The following is a 19,045-nucleotide window of genomic DNA, read 5'->3' as shown; positions in this document are numbered from 1 at the left end:
GCCGATGGCAATCCGGCGGTATCGGGCGCCACCCGGCATCCGTTCGAACGAGGCGTTTTCATGAAGGTCGTCATTTGCGGCGCGGGGCAGGTCGGGTTCGGCATCGCCGAGCGGCTGGCCGCCGAGCAGAACGACGTTTCGATCATCGACACCTCGCCACGTCTCATCCAGGCCATTACCGATTCGCTGGATGTCCGCGGCTTCGTCGGCCACGGCTCGCATCCGGACGTGCTGGCGCGCGCCGGCATCGAGGCGGCCGACATGCTGATCGCGGTGACGCTGCATGACGAGGTGAACATGGTCGCGTGCCAGGTCGGGCACGCCCTGTTCGACGTGCCGACCAAGATCGCGCGCGTGCGGGCGCAGAGTTACCTGCAGGGCCACTGGCGCGACCTGTTCTCGCGCGATCACCTGCCGATCGACGTGGTGATCTCGCCCGAGGTCGAAGTGGGCGAGACGGTGCTGCGCCGGCTCTCGCTGCCGGGCGCCATCGACACGGTGAGCTTCGCCGATGGCGAGGTCGTGGTCGCCGGCGTGCTGTGCGAGGAAGACTGCCCGGTGCTGGACACGCCGCTGCGCCAGCTCACCGACCTGTTCCCGGACCTGCAGGCCGTGGTGGTCGCGGTGAACCGCAAGGGGCGGGTGTTCGTGCCGCACAGCGCCGACCAGCTCACGGCCGGCGATGTCGCCTATTTCGTCGCCCAGGGCGACCAGGTGACGCGCACGCTCTCCATTTTCGGCCATGACGAGCCGCCGGCGCAGCGCATCGTCATCTGCGGCGGCGGCAATATCGGCCTCTACGTCGCCCGCCAGCTCGAGGAGCGCAATCCGCGCGCACGGCTGAAGATGATCGAGGCCGACCTCGACCGTTCCGAGGAAATCGCGCAGGAGCTCTCGCGCACCGTGGTGCTGCGCGGCAGCGCGCTCGACCGGACGATCCTTGAGGAGGCCACCGTCGACGCCGCCGACACGGTGATCGCGGTCACCAATGACGACCGGGTCAACATCCTCTCCTGCCTGCTGTCGCGCGAGCTCGGCGCCAAGCGCATGCTCTCGCTGCTGAACGACCCCGCCTATCCGGCCTTCGCGCGCGGGCTCGGCATCGACGCCTATGTCAATCCGCGCCAGATCACGGTCTCGAAGATCCTCCAGCACGTGCGTAAGGGGCGCATCCGCGGCGTGCACTCGCTGGTGAACGGGCAGGGCGAGGTGATCGAGGCGGAGGCGCTGGAGACCTCGCCGCTGGTCGGCAAGCCGCTGCGCGAGCTCGACCTGTTCGACGGGATGCGGATCGGCGCGGTGATCCGCGGCGGGCGCGTGCTGCTGCCTCGCGGCGACATGGTCATCCAGGCCCGCGACCGGGTGGTGATCTTCGCCCTCGCCGGCAAGGTGAAGCGGGTGGAGCAGCTCTTCCGCGTCAGCCTCGAATTCTTTTGAGCGCACGCCGATGATCGCAGTCGCCCGCCACAGTGCCGTCGCTGCCGGGGTGATGGCCGTCTTCCTCCTCATCGTTTCCCTCGGGGCGCTGTTGCGCAACGAGGCGGGGGCGGACGTCTACATCATGACGGCGCTGCTGACCGTGTTCGGCGCCGGCGCGGTGCATCTCGCCGTACGCAATCGCGGCGGCCGGCTCGACCGGCGCGCCGCCTACAGTTTCCTGGTGCTGATGTGGGTGGGTGTGCCGGTGATCGCGGCCTTCCCGGTCGCCGCCACCACCTCGCTGTCGCCGATGCAGGCCTGGTTCGAGACCGTCTCCGCCTTCACCACCACGGGGGCGGTGCGGATCCACGAACTCGAGGACGTGCCGCGCGCGACGCTCGCCTGGCTGCTCACCCTGCAATGGGGCGGGGGACTGCTCACCCTCCTCGGCTTCGTGGCCGTGCTCGGCCCGGCGGGAATCGGCGGGCTGCCGGACCGGAGCATGCGGCTCGACCGCTTCGGCGGCACCGAGGCGCAGGAAATCGACGACGCGCTGCGGCAGGTGCTGCCGCTCTATCTCGGCGCGACGGTCGCCTGCGCGCTGGCGCTGTTCGCGGTGGGCGTGCGCGGCTTCGACGCCATCGGCCTCGCCGGCGCCGCGCTTTCCACCGGCGGGCTGATGCCGGACGCGGACGGCATCCCCGCCTACGGGCATTTCTCGGTCAAGCTCGTGATGATGGCCTTCATGCTGGTGGGCGGCACCAGCGTGCTGTGGCACCGGCTGCTGCTGACGCGGCGCTTCCGGCTCGCCATGGGCCAGCAGGAGAACATCGCGCTGCTGGCGGTGTGCCTCGTGGTCGGCATCCTCGCGGCGTCGCTGCATTATGGCGGACCGTTCGGCCACCTCTCGCTGCCGGTCGCCATCACGGACGGGCTGTTCACCGCCGTTTCGCTGGTCACCACCACCGGCGCGCAGCCCTATGGCGACGCCTTCGCCACGCTGCCGCTGGCGCTGGTGCTGGCGCTCATCTTCATCGGCGGCGCCACCTTCTCCACCACCGGCGGAATCAAGATGTACCGCGCCGGCATCATGATGCTGCAGAGCTTCCTGGAGCTCGAGCGGCTGGTCCAGCCCCATGCGGTGCGCATGCGCAAGCTCGGCCAGCAGAACGTCTCGCTGCAGATGATGAAGGGGATCTGGATCATGTTCGGCGTCGCCTGCACGGTGACGGCGGCGCTGACGGCGGCGGTCTCGCCCGCCATGCCGAGCTTCGCGGCCGCCTTCGTCGCCGTGATGTCGGCGATGTGCAATATCGGCCCGGTCTACGCCACCGGCTGGCCGGATGCGGGAAATTGGCCCGAATGGAGCACATTGCCGGCCTATGCGCAGATAATATTGGCGCTCGCCATGATTCTCGGCCGGCTGGAGATACTCGTCGTGCTCGGCCTCGCGAATTTCACGCTCTGGCGGCGGTAAGTTGGGGACGACCATGTCGCGCATCGCCTATGTAAACGGACAGTACGTACCGCACGATCAGGCGGCCGTGCATATCGAGGACCGCGGCTACCAGTTCGCCGACGGCGTCTATGAGGTCTGCGAGGTGACCGGCGGGCGGATGGTGGACGAGCGGCGCCACATGGCCCGGCTGGTGCGCTCGCTCGGCGAGATCCGCATCGCCATGCCGATGTCGCTCGCCGCGCTCGGCGTAGTGCTGCGCGAGACGATCCGGCGCAACCGGGTGCATGACGGCTTCGTCTATCTTCAGGTGACGCGCGGCGTCGCCCGCCGCGACCACTATTTCCCCGATCCCTCCACGCCGCCCTCGATCGTGGTCACCGCCCGCGCCGCCGATCCGCGCAAGGCGGACGCGCAGGCGCTGCAGGGAATCGCGGTGATCACCACGCCGGACAATCGCTGGGGCCGCGTCGACATCAAGACCGTCGGCCTGCTGCCGAACGTGCTCGCCAAGCAGGCGGCGAAGGAGGCCGGCGCGCGCGAGGCGTGGTTTGTCGACGCCGAGGGCAGGGTCACCGAAGGCGGCTCAACCAATGCCTGGATCGTCACGCAGGACGGCAAGCTCGTCACCCGGCAGGCAGACAACGCGATCCTGCGCGGCATCACCCGCACGGTGATGATGGAGGTGGCCGAGAAGCTCCAGCTCCGCGTCGAGGAGCGCGCCTTCACCGTTCCCGAGGCGCTGGCGGCGAAGGAGGCGTTCGTCACCTCGGCCACCAATTTCGCCATGCCGGTGGTACGAATCGACGGCAAGCCGGTCGGGGAGGGCAGGCCGGGCCCGGTGGCGCGGGCGCTGCGCGAGCATTTCCACGAAACGGCGGAAATCGCCGGATGACGCGGTGCGGCGGGCTATGGCGCACTGCCATATCAATGTCACGAAAGCATCTTGCGCGACGATCATGGTGTGCGATGCTATAATCGCACGTCTTCGTCGATGTTCGTCCCCGGACGGGACGCAACGGAGACGAGGATAACCGCGCCGACTTACGAGCAACAACAAACAAACGGATCAAAAAAATATGGCCGCGGAACGGTCCCAGAATCTCCAGGACACCTTCCTCAATCACGTCCGCAAGAACAAGACGCCACTCACGATCTTCCTCGTCAATGGCGTCAAGCTCCAGGGGGTCGTCACCTGGTTCGACAATTTCTGCGTGCTGCTGCGCCGGGACGGGCATTCGCAGCTCGTCTACAAGCACGCCATCTCCACCATCATGCCCGGCCATCCGGTGCAGCTGTTCGAGCCGGACGAGACCGCGGAGAAGGGCTGAGTTGGAACTGAAGGGCAGCCGGCGCTCGCCAGCCGGCCGCACCGCCGGGCTTCCCGCCGACGACACGACGAGGGGCGACGCGACCCGCGTGGTGGTGATCGTTCCGAACCTGACGCGGCGGAGCGCCGAGGAGGAGACTCCCCGGCGTGCACCAGAGGCACGCCTCGACGAGGCGGTCGGGCTGGCCCTCGCCATCGAACTCGACGTCGTCGCCAGCCTTGTCGTCGGGCTTAGCCAGATCCGCCCGGCGACGTATCTCGGTACCGGCAAGGTCGAGGAGATCGCCGGGCTGGTGCGCGCCGAGGAGGCGGGGCTCGTCTTCGTCGACGCGCCGCTGAGCCCGGTGCAGCAGCGCAACCTCGAAAAGGCGTGGTCGGCGAAGGTCATCGACCGCACGGCGCTGATCCTCGAGATCTTCGGCCAGCGCGCCCGCACCAAGGAGGGCGTGCTGCAGGTCGAGCTCGCCCATCTCAACTACCAGCGCAGCCGGCTGGTGCGTTCCTGGACCCATCTGGAACGCCAGCGCGGCGGCTTCGGCTTTCTCGGCGGTCCCGGCGAGACGCAGATCGAGGCCGACCGCCGGCTGATCGGCGAGCGCATCATCAAGATCGAGCGCGAGCTGGAGCAGGTGAAACGCACCCGCGCCCTGCACCGCGCCAGCCGCAAGAAGGTGCCGTATCCGGTGGTTGCGCTGGTCGGCTACACCAATGCCGGCAAGTCGACGCTGTTCAACCGGCTGACGCGCGCGGAGGTGAGGGCGCAGGACCTGCTCTTCGCCACGCTGGACCCGACGCTGCGCGCGGTGCAGCTTCCCGGCGGCGAGCGCGTCATTCTCTCCGACACGGTGGGCTTCATCTCCGACCTGCCGACCCAGCTCGTCGCCGCCTTCCGCGCCACGCTGGAAGAGGTGATCGAGGCCGATCTGATCCTTCACGTGCGCGACGTGTCGCACGAGGACACCGAGGCGCAAGCCCACGACGTCGCGCAGGTGCTGGCGGATCTCGACATCGACCCGGACGACCATCACCGGCTGATCGAGGTCTGGAACAAGATCGACCGGCTCGACGAGGACGGCCGGGCGGGCCTGTTCAACACCGCGTCGCGTCGCGAGGGCGAGGCGCGGCCGATCCCGGTCTCGGCGCTGACGGGGGAGGGCATGGACGCCCTGCTCTCGGCCATCGCCACCCGGCTCGGGCGCGACCGCACGGTGCTCGGCGTCGAGCTCGAGGCCACCGATGGCAGCGGGCTGAGCTGGCTCTACCGCCACGCCGAGGTGCTGGAGCGGCACGAGGATGCCGAGGGACGGCTGCACCTCGCGGTGCGCGTGCCGCACGATCGCGCCGATCACATCCGGCATCGCTTCGGCGCGCGCCGCGTCACCGTGCAGGGCGCGGCCTGAGCTATTCCGTGCCTTCGGCGGCGCCCGCGGCAGCCGTTTTCGCGGCCTGCCAGTGCGCTTCCATCTCGTCCAGAGTCGCCTCGCGCGGCGTGCGGCCCTCGCGCGCGAGCTGGTCCTCGATATAGGCGAAGCGGCGCGCGAATTTCGCGTTGGTGCCGCGCAGCGCCGCCTCGGCGTCGACGTCGAGATGGCGGGCGAGATTGGCCATGGCGAAGAACAGGTCGCCGACCTCGGCAGCTGCAGCCGCCTGGTCGCCGCGATCGATCTCGGCCTCGACCTCGTCGATCTCCTCGCGGATCTTCGCCAGCACGAGACGCGCATCCGCCCAGTCGAAGCCGACCGTCGCCGCCTTGGCCTGGAGCCTTGCGGCGCGGGCGAGGGCGGGGGTGCCGGCTGGCACCCCGTCCAGCGTGCGGCCCTGCGGCGGTTCCGGCGGCAGGCCGGCCCGTGCCCGGCGCGCGGCGCGCTCCGCCTTCTCCTCGGCCTTGATCTGCGCCCACGCCGCGTTGACCGCCTCGACGTTGCGCCCATGCTTGTCGCCGAACACGTGCGGGTGGCGGCGGATCATCTTGGTGGTGACGGCGGTGACCACGTTACCGAAATCGAACGCGCCGCGCTCCTGTGCCATGCGGGCGTGGAACACGACCTGCAGCAGCAGGTCGCCCAGTTCGTCGCACAGATCCTCCAGGTCACCGCGCGCGATCGCGTCGGCCACCTCGTAGGCTTCCTCGATCGTGTAGGGTGCGATGGAAGCGAAGTCCTGCTCGAGGTCCCACGGGCAGCCGGTTCCGGGCGTGCGCAGCGCGGCCATGATCTCGATGAGGCGGGAAATGTCCCGGGAAGGCGTCATGTGCGGTTCTCCGGTTTCCGGCATCCACGATTCGCAGAAGACATATTATGGAAATTATTGTTGGACCCGATATGGGCGCCGGGCATGGTTCCGTACATGAGGACCACACGCCAACAGCCTGTCAGATCGTGATTTTCAGGCCGTCATAGGCGGCGACGATGCCCTCCGGCAGTCCACGCGACACGGTCGCATAGTCGAGGTCGGTGTGCATGTTGGTCAGCACGGCGCGCCGCGGCTTCATGCGCGCGATCCAGCCCAGCGCCTCGCTCAGCGAGAAATGCGTCGGATGCGGCGTGATGCGCAGCGCGTCGACGATCCACATGTCGAGGCCTTCGAGATGGTGCAGGCTATCGTCCGGCAGGTCGTGCAGGTCGCTCGAATAGGCCAGCCCGGCGATGCGGAAGCCGTAGGAGATGATGTTGCCGTGATACTGCTGGAACGCCGTCGCCTCGATCGGGCCGCCGGGCCCGTCGATGCGGATGGTGTCGCCGTTCCGGAAGCGGTGCTCGGCGAGGATCGGCGGATAGTCGCTGCCGGGCGGCGTCTCGAAGCAGTAGCCGAAGCGCTGGTGCAGCACCGCCGAGGTCTCGGCGTCGACATGCACGTTGATGCGCCGGCGGTGCATGATGGTGAGCGGGCGCAGATCGTCGATGCCGTGGGTGTGATCGGCATGCTCATGGGTGAAGAGCACGCCGTCGAGCCGGTCGACCCCGACGCCGAGAAGCTGCTCGCGCAGGTCCGGCGAGGTGTCGATGAGGACTCGCGTGGGTTGTGCGTCCCCATCGGCAAATCGCTCGACGAGGAGGGAGCAGCGCCGGCGACGGTTGCGCGGCTCGTCCGGATCGCAGGCCCCCCACCCCTGCCCGACTCGCGGCACCCCGCCCGAGGAACCGCAGCCGAGAATGGTGAAGACATAAGCCATGCGCCGGATTCGTCCCTGGCTAGTGCGCCCGCGCGAACAGGCGGAAAAAATTCCCAGTGGTCAGCGCCGCGATCTCCTCGCGGGAGACGCCGCGCGCCTCGGCCAATATACGGGCCGTCTCGACCACATAGGAAGGCTCGTTGCGCTTGCCGCGCCAGGGATTGGGCGCGAGATAGGGCGCGTCGGTCTCCACCAGCAGCCGCTCCGCCGGCAGGCCCGCCGCGATCTCGCGCAGCGGCGCGCCGGACTTGAAGGTCAGTATGCCGGAGAAGGACACGTAGCCGCCGAGCGCCACGGCGCGCCGGGCGAGCTCCGGCCCGGCGGTGAAGCAGTGCAGGACGAAGGAGAACGCCCCGCGGCCGGTCTCTTCCTCGAGGATCGCCGCCACGTCGTCGTCCGCCTCGCGGGCATGGATGACCAGCGGCAGGCCGGTGCGCCGCGCCGCCTCGATGTGGAGCCGGAAGCCGGCCGCCTGCGCCTCGCGCGGGGCAGAGTCGTAGTGGTAGTCGAGCCCCGCCTCGCCGATGGCCACAACCCTCGGGTGGTCCGCCTCGGCGAGCAGCTCGTCCAGCGTCACGTCGGCTTCCTCGCCCGCATTGTGCGGATGGGTGCCTACAGAGCAGAACACGTCGTCGAAGCGCTCAGCGATCGCCCGCACCTGCGCCGAGCGGCGCACGCGGGTGCCGATCGTCACCATGCGTCCGACCCCAGCGGCGCGGGCGCGCTCGACCACGGCATCGAGTTCGGCCGCGAAATCGGGGAAGTCGAGATGGCAGTGGCTGTCGACGATCATGCCGGGCTCGAGGTCTCGGGTTCGACGTAGCGCGGGAAGACCGGGGCGGGGGCAGGGAGCACCGTGCCGCCCGCCAGCCGACCGCCCTCCCCCAGGTTCGCGAAATCGCGCGCATCTGCTGGAATGGCGAGCAGGTCCAGCAGCTTGGTGGCGCCGGCCGGCACGAAGGGCTGCGCCAGCACGCCGACCTGCCGGATCACCTCGGCCGTCGTCCACAGCACCGTGCCGAAGCGCTCGGGATCGCTCTTGCGCAGTTCCCAGGGCGCGGCGGTGGCGAAGTAGCGGTTGGCCTCCGCGACCACGGCCCAGATCTCCGCCAGAGCGTGGTGAAGCTGCTGCTGCTCCATCGCCGCCCTCACCTTTCCGCCAAGCGCATCGGCGGCGGCGAGCATCGCCGCGTCGTCCGGCGACAGAGGGCCGGGCGCCGGCAGCGTGCCGCCGAGATTCTTGGCGATCATGGACAGCGAGCGCTGCGCGAGGTTGCCGAGATCGTTGGCAAGGTCCGCATTGGTGCGCGCGACGATCGCCTCATGGCTGTAGGAGCCGTCCTGGCCGAAGGGGATCTCGCGCAGCAGGAAATACCGCAGCGCGTCGACGCCATAGGCCTTCGCGAGGTCGAACGGGTCGATCACGTTGCCGACCGACTTCGACATCTTCTCCCCGCGATTGTGGATGAAGCCGTGCGCGAACACGGTCTTCGGCGGCGCGACGCCGGCCGACATCAGGAAGGCGGGCCAGTAGACCGCGTGGAAGCGGATGATGTCCTTGCCGATGACGTGCAGGTCCGCCGGCCAGAAGCGCTCGAAGCTGGCGCTGTCCGTCTGCGGATAGCCGACGCCGGTAATGTAGTTGGTAAGCGCGTCGACCCACACATACATCACATGCGCCGGATCGTCCGGCACCGGGATGCCCCAGGTGAAGGTGGTGCGGCTGATGGAAAGGTCCTGCAGCCCGCCCTTCACGAAGCTCAGCACCTCGTTGCGCCGCACGTCGGGGCGGATGAAGTCCGGGTGCGCGGCGTAGTAGTCGAGCAGCTTCTGCTCATAGGCCGAGAGGCGGAAGAAGTAGCTCTTCTCCTCGGTCCATTCGACCGGCGTACCCTGCGGGCCGAGGCGCGTGCCGTCCTGGTCGACGATGGTCTCGTCCTCGGCGTAATAGGCCTCGTCGCGCACCGAGTACCAGCCCGAATAGGCGCCGAGATAGATGTCGCCCGCCTCTACCATCCGGCGCCAGATGGCCTGGCTGGAGACGATGTGGTCCTCGTCCGTGGTGCGGATGAAGCGGTCGTAATCTACGCCAAGAAGCGCGTCCATCTCCTTGAAGCGGTTCGCATTCTTCGTCGCCCATTCGAGCGGTGCGAGGCCCTGCTTCTCGGCGGTCTGCGCCATTTTCAACCCGTGCTCGTCGGTGCCGGTCAGGAAGAACACGTCGTAGCCGTCGAGCTTCTTGAAGCGGGCGAGCGCGTCGGTCGCGATCTTCTCATAGGCATGGCCGATATGAGGAGCGCCGTTCGGGTAGTCGATCGCGGTGGTGATGTAGTAGGCGGGTTTCACGCGGGTGTTCCTGCGGCACGGCCGGCCCCCGGAGCTGTCACGGGCGGACGGCCTCGTTGAGCGTCGCGAAGATCCTGAAGACGAGGGTCTTGCGGTCGAGATTGTAGACGTCGGCGTCGACCGCGGCGCGGCGAACCTTGTCCCACACCTCCGGCAGCCGTGCAAGGAGCAGGGACGGGCTCTGGCGGCGGCCGGTGGCGTGATCGGAGATCCAGCCCTCCACCGTGGAGACGAAGCTTTCCAGCGCCCCTCCCCGGTCGCCCTGCAGGCTGTCGCCGAGCGCGTGCAGCGCCTTGGGATCGACCGCCGGCAGCGTGTCGAGCAGCTCCGCCGTGCGGCGCCGCACAACCAGCCCCTCGCCGGAGAGCAGCGTCAGCGCGGCGCGCACGCTGCCCTCGCTGGCCTCGGCCGCCTCCTCGAAGCGGCTGCGGTCGAGGTCGGGCATAACCGGGGCGAGATCCTCCAGCGCCGCCGCCACCTCGTCCGGCGCCAGCCCGCGCAACGCCACCATGCGGCAGCGCGAGCGGATGGTCGGCAGCAGCCGGCCGGGGGCGTGGCTGACCAGCAGGAACAGCGCACGCTCCGGCGGCTCCTCCAGCGTCTTCAGCAGCGCGTTCGAGCCCTGCGCGTTCATCTCGTCGAGCGTGTCGACGATGCACACGCGCCAGCCGCCCAGCGCCGCCGTCGAGCCGAAGAAGCTGCGCACGCGGCGCACCGTCTCGGCGGGGATCATCGAGGGCAGCCGGCCGCTGTCGTTCGCGGTCCGGCGCAGCACCAGCAGGTCCGGGTGCGACAGCGCCGCGACCTGCCGCGCCGCCGGATGGGACGGGTCGACGTCCAGCCCATGCGCGGGCGCCGCCCCGCCGGCGAGCACGAAGCGCGCGACCTGGTAGGCGAAGGTCGCCTTGCCGATGCCTTCCGGCCCGCCGATCAGCAGCGCGTGCGGCAGCCGCCCGGCATCCCACGCCTCGCGCACCATGGCGCGGGCCTCGTGATGGCCGATCAGCCCGTGGCGCTCACGGGGGGCGGGTGCGCCGGGCAGGCGATCCGCTTCGGGCGTGTCGCTCATGGGGTGGCCCCGCCGGCCGCCGTGCCGAGCGGCAGCCGCGCGCTCACCGCCTGCCAGACCGCCTCGGCGACCGCCTCGGCATCCTGGCGCCCGTTGACCAGCACGCAGCGCTCGGGCTCGCGCTCGGCGAGCTCACGGAACGCCTCGCGCAGCCGGCGGTGGAAGCTCAGCCCCTCGCTCTCGAAACGGTCGGCCGGTCCACCCGAGCGGGCGGCGGCGCGCGTCAGCCCCTCCTCCGCCGGAATGTCGAGAATGATCGTCAGGTCCGGCCGGGTCGGGCCCACGGTCACGGCCTCCAGCTTGGCGATCAGCCGGGCATCCACGTCGCCGACCGCGCCCTGATAGACGCGCGTGGAATCGGCGAAACGGTCCGAGATCACCCAGGCGCCGCGCTCCAGCGCCGGGCGGATGGTGACGTCGAGATGGTCGGCGCGGGCGGCGGCGAACAGCGCCGCCTCGGCGAGCGGACCGAGCGGCTTGGCGGCGCCCGACAGCAGCAGGTGGCGCACGATCTCCGCGCCCGGCGAGCCGCCGGGCTCGCGCGTCGTCACCACCTCGATGCCCAGCGCCTGCAACCTCTCGCCGAGCCGGCGCACCTGCGTGGACTTGCCGGCCCCCTCACCGCCTTCGAAGGTGATGAAGCAGCCGCGCCGGCCGGACCGGCGTGCGGCGGGTCGGGCCGCGGAACGCGCGGCAGATCGGACGGCAGGTCGGACTCCTGCGGAACTGGCTTTACCGGTGGGCATAATCAGCTTGTCAGTTTCGCGTAGCCTTGGCGGATCAGGTTGACCATCAGTTCATACGCCCCGTCCATGGCCCGCCGCCAGAGCGGGCCGCGCGGCACCGACTCGGCGGCAACGAGCGGCACCTGCAGGGCGAGCTGGTCGCCGCGATAGACGTCGAGCCGGGCGATCTCGTCGCCCTCGGCCACCGGCGCCGGGATCGGCCCCTGGAAGCGGATGCGCGCGGTCACCCGCTCGTTCCCGTCGCGCGGCACGACGATGCGGATCGGGCCGGTGCCGGTCAGCGGTGCACCGCCGCGCGCGCCACCATAGAGCGTCGCCTCGCCGACGATCTGCCCGGGCTTGAACAGGAGCCGCGTCTCGAACGAGCGGAACCCCCATTCGAGCAGTTTTCGCGCGTCTTCCGCCCGGTCCTTTGCGGTCTTGTCGCCCATGATCACGACGATCAGCCGCTGGTCGTTCTGCACCGCCGAGCCGACGAGGTTGTAGCCGGCATCCTCGAGATAGCCGGTCTTCAGCCCGTCCGCGCCGAGACTCATGCCGAGCAGCGGGTTGCGGTTGTTTTGGCGGATCTTGTTCCAGGTGAAGCTGGTCTCGCCATAGATCGCGTAGAACTGCGGGTAGTTGCGGATGATGTGGGCGGCGAGCTTCGCCATGTCCCGCGCGGTGGTCACCTGGTCGGGAGCGGGCAGGCCGTTCGAATTGCGGAAGACCGAATTGGTCATGCCGATGCGCTTGGCTTCCTCGTTCATCTTGGTCGAGAAAGCGAGCTCGTTGCCGGCGAGGCCTTCCGCCAGCACGATGGCAGCGTCGTTGCCCGACTGGATGATCACCCCGCGCATCAGGTCGCTGACCTTGATCGAGCTCTTCAGCGCCGCGAACATGGTCGAGCCGCCCGAGGGCGCTCCGCCACGCCGCCAGGCATATTCGCTCACGGTGTATTCAGTATCGGGGGTGATGCGCCCTTCCTTGATCTCGCGGAACACGACCGCCATCGTCATGAGCTTGGCGAGGCTGGCCGGAGCGCTCTGGATGTCGGCGCCACGCTCGAACAGGACGCTGCCGCTCTCATAGTCGAGCAGGATCGCCTGAGGTGCGGAGATGTTGGGGGCTTCGGTCTGGGCGAACGCGGCGGCGCCGGGCAGAAGCAGCCGGGCGGCGAGCAGCACCAGCGCACAGGCAAGCACGCGCGCCGAGCGGGCGATGACACCAGGGTTAGCTGTGCACATCATGCTCGTCGGCCCTCCCTGCCCCATCGCAGAGTTATCAGCCGACGGCGGCTCCCGCAATGCAGGTCCCGTCAGGGACGCGTATTGAAATACCGTCAGGGGTCAGTAGAGGCCGCGACCGCTGCCGACCGGCGTGACGACCGCCTCGGAGGCATAGCCCATGGCGGGCTGCGCACCCACGACCCAGCCCGCCGGCGGCGCCGAGGGGTCCATCTCGATCTGCGGAGCGGGAACGCTCGCCACCCGCACCGGGCGCGGCTTGGCAACCGGCTCGGGAACCGCGACCGCCACCGCGCGCGGCTTGCTCGGAACATAGGCCGGGCGCGCATAGGCGACCGCCGGGCCCGACTCGCCGAGATCGAACGGCCGGCTCGGCGGCAGCGGCACATTGGCCGGCGCGGACGCGACATGACCCGGCAGTGGGCCGGCCGAAGCCACCATCACGCTCGGCGCCGGGGCCTCGCCGTTCTGGCGGAAGGTCGCGGCGAGCTGGACGTCGCTGGAGCCTTCCAGCGGCGCGGGGCCGAGATATTCCATCTGAACCCGGGCGGTGCCCTTGCTCTTGAAGCCGAGCATGTCGGCGGCGCGGCGCGACACGTCGATCATGCGGTTGCCGTGGAAGGGGCCACGATCGTTCACGCGCACGACCATGGAGCGGCCGTTGCCGAGATTGGTCACGCGGACATAGGAAGGCAGCGGCAGCGTCGGGTTGGCCGCGGCGATCGCGTCCATGTCGAACACTTCGCCATTGGCGGTCAGGCGACCGTGGAAGTCGTCGCCATACCAGGACGCCAGGCCCTGGGCCTTGTAGCCCTTGGGCGGAACGCGCGGCGTATAGGTCTTGCCGGCGACGACATAGGGCTTGCCGACGCTGTACACGCCGCCGCCCTTGGGTACCGGCTGACCCGGCTCGACGACACGCGGGCTGGCCGCGACGCCATATTTGGGATCGATCTTGCTGGAAAGCTTCGAGCCGCTGCAATTGGCGGCAAGGAGGCCGACACCGCACAGCAACACCGCACGGCCAAGGCCGGAAAGGACTTTACTTGCCGGCATGCCACCGGCAACCCAAGCGAGAGCTGGTTTCGTCCCCATGCACCCCGACCACTTCGCGTGCCCCTCACCCTTCGCAGCACCTGAAAGATGCCGAAAGCCGGGCGAAGCGCGCCTCAACTCAGATCGCAGGCCCCTTACCTGCGACCCCACTCCATGTCGCACAAAAGGCTGCCCGAGTGGGGCGAAAATGCGGCGCACATTACATTATGGTAAAGAAGCCGTAAGCTGTCGGTAGGGAACCGAAAAACCCGGCGTCTTCCGGGGCTTGCGTGCACCGGAAGCCTTTGAATCGAGCATTTTCAGCCCCTGAGCGCGCTCGCCGGCGGCTGGCGATAGGCCAGCAGGGCCGGCAGGCTGGCGATGATTCCCGTCACGAGAAGCAGCAATCCGAGCCGGAACAGGTCCGCCGGCTCGAAGGTCACCGGCAGCGTGATGCCGCTCGCCGCGGTGAAGGCGGTCGACAGCGCGCGCGCCGCGCCGTAGCCCACCGCGAAGCCGAGGCACAGGCCGACACCGATGATCGCGAACGCCTCCGACCACACGATGGCGAAGATCGCATGGCGCGGTGCGCCGAGTGCCCGCAGCGCGCCGATCTGGCGTCGGCGCTGGAGGATATGCACCGTGACCACCAGCAGGATCGCCGCGCCGACCAGCGCCTGCGCCCCGGTCGCCACCATGGAGAGGATGAAGCGCACGTCGCCCAGCGTGCCGTAGAGGCGGGTGAGCACCTCGCCCGGGAAGACCGCGACCGTGCGCTCGCTGCGATATTGCTGGCGCAGCTTGTAGGCGTCGGCGATCGAGGCCGGCTTCACCACGATGGCCGGCAGGCCGGGCGCGCCGGCGTCGGCGACGGCGGCCGGGTCGACCGCCGCGTCGAAGCCGAGCGCGTCGTGCCCGTCCTCGTCGCTGGCAGGGGCGGGCGCGAAGAAGGAATGCGGCTCGGCTTGGCCCGGCTGCGCCTCGCTGGCCCCCTGCCCCTCACTATCGCCCTGCCCGCCATGCTCCTCATGTTCCTCGTGGCGATGCAGGTTCCACACCGCCTGGATCGGCACCAGCACGGCGCGGTCCCATGGCGTTCCGGTCGGCTTCAGCCGGCCGACCACATGGTAGCTCGCCTCGGTATGGACGCCGCCCGGACCACCGACCTGCCCGTGCTGGGGATGGAAGCGGTCGCCCGGCCGCATGCCGACGCTGGCGCCGATCACCGCGTCGCCGATGTGCTCGAAGCCCCGCCCCTCGGATACGCCGCCGACCCCTTCGACCAGTGCCGCCGTGGTGCCGACGATCGGGCTACCCTCGACGAAATCGCCGAAGCCGACCGGTGCCGCCCAGGCGACGCGCGGGTCGGCGACGAGCCCGGCGAGGACGCTGCCGGGCATCAGCGGCAGCGGCGCGGCCTGCAGGAACACCGAGGACAGCACGAGCTGGGTCTCGCTGCCCGGCGCGCCGATGACGAGGTCGAACGCGTCGGCGGCGCGGGCGCTGCCGAGTCGGAGCGCGCGCTCCTGCAGCGTCACCACCACGCCGAGCGCGGTGGCCAGCGCGACGATCAGCGTGACCGCGACGACGCCCGCCCAGTGGCGCCTCAGATCGGCGAGGATAAAGCGGAACATGGCTCAGCCCTCCAGCCGGCCGCCATCGAGGCGCAGCACGCGCCCGAGATGGCCGACGAGGCGCGGATCGTGGCTGGCGACGATCAGCGTGGCGCCGACCTCGCGGGCGAGGCCGGTCAGCAGGTCGGCGACCGCCGTGCCGGCATCGCCGTCGAGGCTCGCGGTCGGCTCGTCGGCGACGATGATGCCGGGATGGGCGAGCAGAGCGCGCGCCACGGCGACCCGCTGCATCTGGCCGCGCGACATGGTCTCGACCGGCTGGTCGAGCCGGGCGATGCCGACGCGCTTGAGCAGGCGCCGCGCCTCCTCCTTCGCTCCCCTCGGCAGGCGGAAGCGCGCGAGCCGCTGCGGCAGCAGCACGTTCTCGATCGCGGAAAGGCCGGGGAACAGGTGGAAGTCCTGCATGACGAGCCCGACATTGGCGGCGCGCCAGCGATCACGCGCGCCCTCGCCGAGCGTCACGAGATCAGTGCCCTGCCAGTCGACATGGCCGTGGCGGACACGCTCGAGGCCGGTCAGCACGTTGATCAGCGTGGTCTTGCCGCAGCCGGACGGGCCGGTCAGCGCCACCTGCTCCCCAGAGCGCAGCTCGAGCGCGGGAATCTCCAGTGCCGGCCGCTCCAGCCCGGGGAAGCGCACTTCGAGGTCGCGCAGCGTGAGATCGGCCATGGTCAGACGGCGTGGAAATGCGCGCCGACGATGCGCAGCAGGCTGACGAAGCCGGTCGCCGGGTCAGTCCAGGAGCCGACCTCCAGCGTGCCCTCGACCTCGATCAGCGCGTTGGCCTGCTCGAAGGTCTGGGCCCGGTCGAGCCGGATGACGACGATGTTGTCCGGCCAGTCCGCGTCAGAGGAGCAGAACGGGCAGAGCGCCATCGGGATTTCGGTGAGGACGAAGAAATCCGCCTCGGCCTTGAGCGGAGGCGCCATGAAGCCGCGCATCGCGACCTTCTTGCCGGCGAGCGACTTCACCTTGTCGGAAAAGCTCAGACCGAGCACGCTGATCTTGCCGTAGAGCTCGTCGAAATCGAGCGCGGTCGCGGCGGCGGCCGGTCCCACGCCCAGCACGGACATGCCAAGGAGCCCGGCGCCGGCCTGCAGGAGGCGACGGCGGGACAGCGGCGGGTGCATCTGCCGAACGGGCGAGATCCTGTTACGCGGCATGGCCTGAAGGCTCCTTCACAGGCGCGGCCCGGGCGTCGCCGCCCGGGCCGGAAGGTCGTGTTGGCGCGCGATCAGTTCTGGACCGGCGCGATGGCCAGCGCGTCGACCAGCGCGCGGTAGACGTCGCTCTGCTCCATATAGCCGCGGAAGCCTTCGGCGCCCGGGCCGGTCGCCTGCAGGACCACGTCGTCGACCGCGTGGACCGCCGTGTCGCCGTTGCGCGGGATGTTGCCGGTGCGAAGCACCGCGCCGGGCACGTCCTTGTACTGCTCGTTGGCGACGTACTCGCCCTTCTCGTTCTTCACCGCCGGCTCGAACGGGCCGTCCAGCTTGGGACGGAAGGTCTCGTAATAGTCGGGGAAGTTATTGGCGAAGAGCATCAGGCGGCGGGAGACGTCGACGCGGTCGGGATAGCCGTCGCCGTCCTTGTCCTCGTAGTTCGGAAAGCCCGCCTCGGCATAGGTGCCGACCTTCTCGCGCATGTCCGCGCCCGGCTTGTCGTCATCGACCGTGCCGATGATCGAGACGCCGTGCGTGTGGTCGCCGGTGACGACGATCAGCGTATCGGGATGGGTCCTGGCGAACTCGACGGCGACGCCGATGGCCTTGTCGAACTCGATGGTCTCGACCAGCGCGCGGTCCCAGTCCATCGGGTGGGACATCTTGTCGATCGAGGAGCCCTCGACCATCAGGAAGAAGCCGTCCGGGTTCTTGGCGAGTTCGTCGATCGCCACCTGCGTCATCTGCACCAGGCCTGGCTGGTTCGGGAACTTCGACACCGTGCCCTTCTTGAGGAACTCGCGGTCGAGCGTCACGTCCATGTTGCCGGTGTGGAACAGGCCGAGGATCTTGCCGGAGTTGGTGCCGGCGGCAGTGGCGAGCTCGTCCTTGCTGGTGGCGAGCGTGTAGCCGGCGTCGCGGAACAGCTGGACGTAGTCCTTGTCGTCCTTGCGCTTAGAACCGGGGGTCGCCTTGCCGAGGAAGTAGGCCGAGCCGCCGCCGAGGATGACCTCGGGCTTCACCGCGAAGAAGTCGTTGACCAGCGCCGCCTTCTCGGCGCGCAGGCGCGTGTGGCCGACAACGGCCGCCGGGGTGGCGTCCTCGATCTCGGAGGTGGCGACGACGCCGATCGACTTCTTGGTGGTGCGGCGCAGCGCCTCGGCAATGTTCTCCACCCGCGGATCGTCGAACGGATCCTTGGTGCGGTCGGCATAGACGCCGATCGCGTTCACCGCCGTCTTGTGGCCGGTCATGTAGGCCGACATGGTGTTGGCGCTGTCGGTGGCGACGGCGTTGGTCGCCGAGGTGCCGATGAAGGCCACCGGCGGAATGTCGTCCATGTTCAGGCGGCCGTCGGCCTTGCCCTCATGCATGCCCTTGGACATCAGGCGGGCGCCGGTGCGGTGCGCGACCGACAGGCCGTCGCCGAGGAAGAAGATCACGTTCTTCGCGGTCGGGGTCGAGGGGGTGGCGAAGACCTCCCACACCACGGTCTTGGTCTCGCCGCCGGCCTTGGCCTCGACCGTGTAGGTGCCGGGCTTGGCGATGCTCGCCGCGCGCACGATCACCGCCGACGCGTCGACGCCCTTCTCCTTCTCGACGAACGCGACGCTCTTGCCGAGCACCTTCTCGGCCGGCTCGCCATTGATGGTGACGGTGACGTCGCCGGAGGCGACGACGGCGTCGAATTCGACCTTCATGTCGAAGGGCGAGCCCGCGAGAATGGTCGCGCGGTCCAGCGGAAACACGGTCGCCGCCTCCGCGACCGAGACAAGACAGGTTGTGGCCACGAGGGCCGCGAGCAGGCTGCGCATCCGGTTTCTCCGAGGAATATGGGCTGACCCTCGGTTAGTCCGGCTGGATGTCAGTGAGATGACCATTCGTCACCCTGCTGGGGACGGCGCGTCCGCTGCCGCCACGCAGGGTGAATCGGGTGGACGTTCGATGCGCCGGCACCGCGCCGACACGGGTTCTCGACCTGCCGGATCGGAAGGGGTTGCCGTGCGGGCCGGCAAGACCGGGCGTCGGCCATGTCGCACTCTGTTCGCGGTGCCGGGGGCCATGCGGGCCTTCACACTCCAGCCCCAACCACATCATGCGGGTGCGGATCGCTGGGCTACTCTCACTCCTTTCAGCCGTCGGGACGCCTCATGGAGTTCGACATGGATCCTCAGCGCCGCAATCTCCTCGGCATGGCCGCACTCGGTCTTGCAACAGGCCCGCTCGCCCTGTCCTCCGCCGCCGCGCAGCCGGCCGATTCATCGTCGACGGCTCATGCCGATGCCTCGGCCGGGCGTGGGGCTCACACCGCCTTCGCTCCGTTGAAGACGGTGCGCGCCGGATCGCTCGATGTGGGCTATGCCGAGGCCGGCCCGGCCGACGGGCCCGTCGTCCTGCTGCTGCACGGCTGGCCCTATGACATCCACGCCTATGTGGACGTGGCGCCTCA

At 69.4% G+C, this 19,045-nt stretch carries 17 protein-coding genes and 1 pseudogene; 6 read left to right on the top strand and 12 right to left on the bottom strand.

Going from position 1 to position 19,045, the window contains the following annotated elements:
- Positions 1-60: 60 nt before the first annotated feature.
- The 5 genes from trkA (at position 61) to hflX (ending at position 5,605) form a co-directional block, all read left to right on the top strand.
- Entirely contained in the window at positions 61-1,437 is a 1,377-nt protein-coding gene (gene trkA / locus NVS89_RS17770; RefSeq protein ID WP_258734095.1) for a Trk system potassium transporter TrkA, read from the top strand.
- 10 nt (positions 1,438-1,447) lie between these two features.
- On the top strand, positions 1,448-2,896 hold the full coding sequence (locus tag NVS89_RS17765; protein WP_258734094.1) for a TrkH family potassium uptake protein: 1,449 nt from the start codon (positions 1,448-1,450) through the stop codon (positions 2,894-2,896).
- A gap of 13 nt (positions 2,897-2,909) precedes the next feature.
- Positions 2,910-3,770 carry a D-amino-acid transaminase gene (locus NVS89_RS17760; RefSeq protein ID WP_258734093.1) on the top strand — a complete coding sequence of 287 codons (861 nt, stop codon included), beginning with the start codon at positions 2,910-2,912 and terminating at the stop codon, positions 3,768-3,770.
- Positions 3,771-3,954: 184 nt separating this feature from the next.
- Positions 3,955-4,206: an RNA chaperone Hfq gene (gene hfq / locus NVS89_RS17755; RefSeq protein ID WP_192638390.1), complete on the top strand. Its 252-nt coding sequence runs from the start codon at positions 3,955-3,957 to the stop codon at positions 4,204-4,206.
- A gap of 1 nt (position 4,207) precedes the next feature.
- Positions 4,208-5,605 carry a GTPase HflX gene (hflX, locus tag NVS89_RS17750; protein WP_258734092.1) on the top strand — a complete coding sequence of 466 codons (1,398 nt, stop codon included), beginning with the start codon at positions 4,208-4,210 and terminating at the stop codon, positions 5,603-5,605.
- Position 5,606: 1 nt separating this feature from the next.
- On the opposite strand, the gene mazG is transcribed toward hflX, so the two are convergent.
- The 12 genes from mazG to NVS89_RS17690 form a co-directional block, all read right to left on the bottom strand.
- Positions 5,607-6,455: a nucleoside triphosphate pyrophosphohydrolase gene (gene mazG / locus NVS89_RS17745; protein ID WP_258734091.1), complete on the bottom strand. Its 849-nt coding sequence runs from the start codon at positions 6,453-6,455 to the stop codon at positions 5,607-5,609.
- Positions 6,456-6,576: 121 nt separating this feature from the next.
- Positions 6,577-7,377: an MBL fold metallo-hydrolase gene (locus NVS89_RS17740; RefSeq protein WP_258734090.1), complete on the bottom strand. Its 801-nt coding sequence runs from the start codon at positions 7,375-7,377 to the stop codon at positions 6,577-6,579.
- A gap of 19 nt (positions 7,378-7,396) precedes the next feature.
- Positions 7,397-8,170: a TatD family hydrolase gene (locus NVS89_RS17735; protein WP_258734089.1), complete on the bottom strand. Its 774-nt coding sequence runs from the start codon at positions 8,168-8,170 to the stop codon at positions 7,397-7,399.
- The gene (gene metG, locus NVS89_RS17730; RefSeq protein WP_258734088.1) at positions 8,167-9,723 is read right to left on the bottom strand and encodes a methionine--tRNA ligase; all 1,557 of its coding nucleotides are present in this window, start codon (positions 9,721-9,723) and stop codon (positions 8,167-8,169) included. The genes NVS89_RS17735 and metG overlap by 4 nt, the downstream gene beginning before the upstream one ends.
- A 37-nt stretch (positions 9,724-9,760) precedes the next feature.
- Entirely contained in the window at positions 9,761-10,792 is a 1,032-nt protein-coding gene (locus tag NVS89_RS17725; protein WP_258734087.1) for a DNA polymerase III subunit delta', read from the bottom strand.
- The gene (gene tmk, locus NVS89_RS17720; RefSeq protein ID WP_374114595.1) at positions 10,789-11,538 is read right to left on the bottom strand and encodes a dTMP kinase; all 750 of its coding nucleotides are present in this window, start codon (positions 11,536-11,538) and stop codon (positions 10,789-10,791) included. Before tmk ends, NVS89_RS17725 begins: the two co-directional genes overlap by 4 nt.
- A gap of 2 nt (positions 11,539-11,540) precedes the next feature.
- Complete coding sequence (locus NVS89_RS17715) at positions 11,541-12,767, bottom strand: D-alanyl-D-alanine carboxypeptidase family protein (protein WP_258734086.1); 1,227 nt, start codon at positions 12,765-12,767, stop codon at positions 11,541-11,543.
- A 99-nt stretch (positions 12,768-12,866) separates the two neighbouring features.
- Positions 12,867-13,820, bottom strand: coding sequence for a septal ring lytic transglycosylase RlpA family protein (locus tag NVS89_RS17710; RefSeq protein WP_258734085.1), 954 nt, complete (start codon positions 13,818-13,820; stop codon positions 12,867-12,869).
- Positions 13,821-14,119: 299 nt separating this feature from the next.
- Positions 14,120-15,433, bottom strand: coding sequence for an ABC transporter permease (locus NVS89_RS17705; protein ID WP_258734084.1), 1,314 nt, complete (start codon positions 15,431-15,433; stop codon positions 14,120-14,122).
- Between the two features lie 3 nt (positions 15,434-15,436).
- A complete protein-coding gene (locus NVS89_RS17700; RefSeq protein WP_258734083.1) occupies positions 15,437-16,102 on the bottom strand; it encodes an ABC transporter ATP-binding protein in 666 nt (221 codons plus the stop codon).
- Between the two features lie 2 nt (positions 16,103-16,104).
- Complete coding sequence (locus NVS89_RS17695; RefSeq protein ID WP_374114594.1) at positions 16,105-16,596, bottom strand: hypothetical protein; 492 nt, start codon at positions 16,594-16,596, stop codon at positions 16,105-16,107.
- A 71-nt stretch (positions 16,597-16,667) separates the two neighbouring features.
- Positions 16,668-18,410 carry an alkaline phosphatase gene (locus tag NVS89_RS17690; RefSeq protein WP_258734082.1) on the bottom strand — a complete coding sequence of 581 codons (1,743 nt, stop codon included), beginning with the start codon at positions 18,408-18,410 and terminating at the stop codon, positions 16,668-16,670.
- Positions 18,411-18,758: 348 nt separating this feature from the next.
- Here NVS89_RS17690 and NVS89_RS17685 point away from each other — a divergent pair.
- Positions 18,759-19,045 (top strand): annotated as a pseudogene (locus NVS89_RS17685) (alpha/beta hydrolase); the annotation flags it as partial.

The organism is Ancylobacter mangrovi (assembly GCF_024752355.1).
Classification (GTDB): Bacteria; Pseudomonadota; Alphaproteobacteria; order Rhizobiales; family Xanthobacteraceae; genus Ancylobacter; species Ancylobacter mangrovi.
Note: the sequence above shows the minus strand (reverse complement) of the source record. Positions and strands in the feature narration are given on the sequence as shown.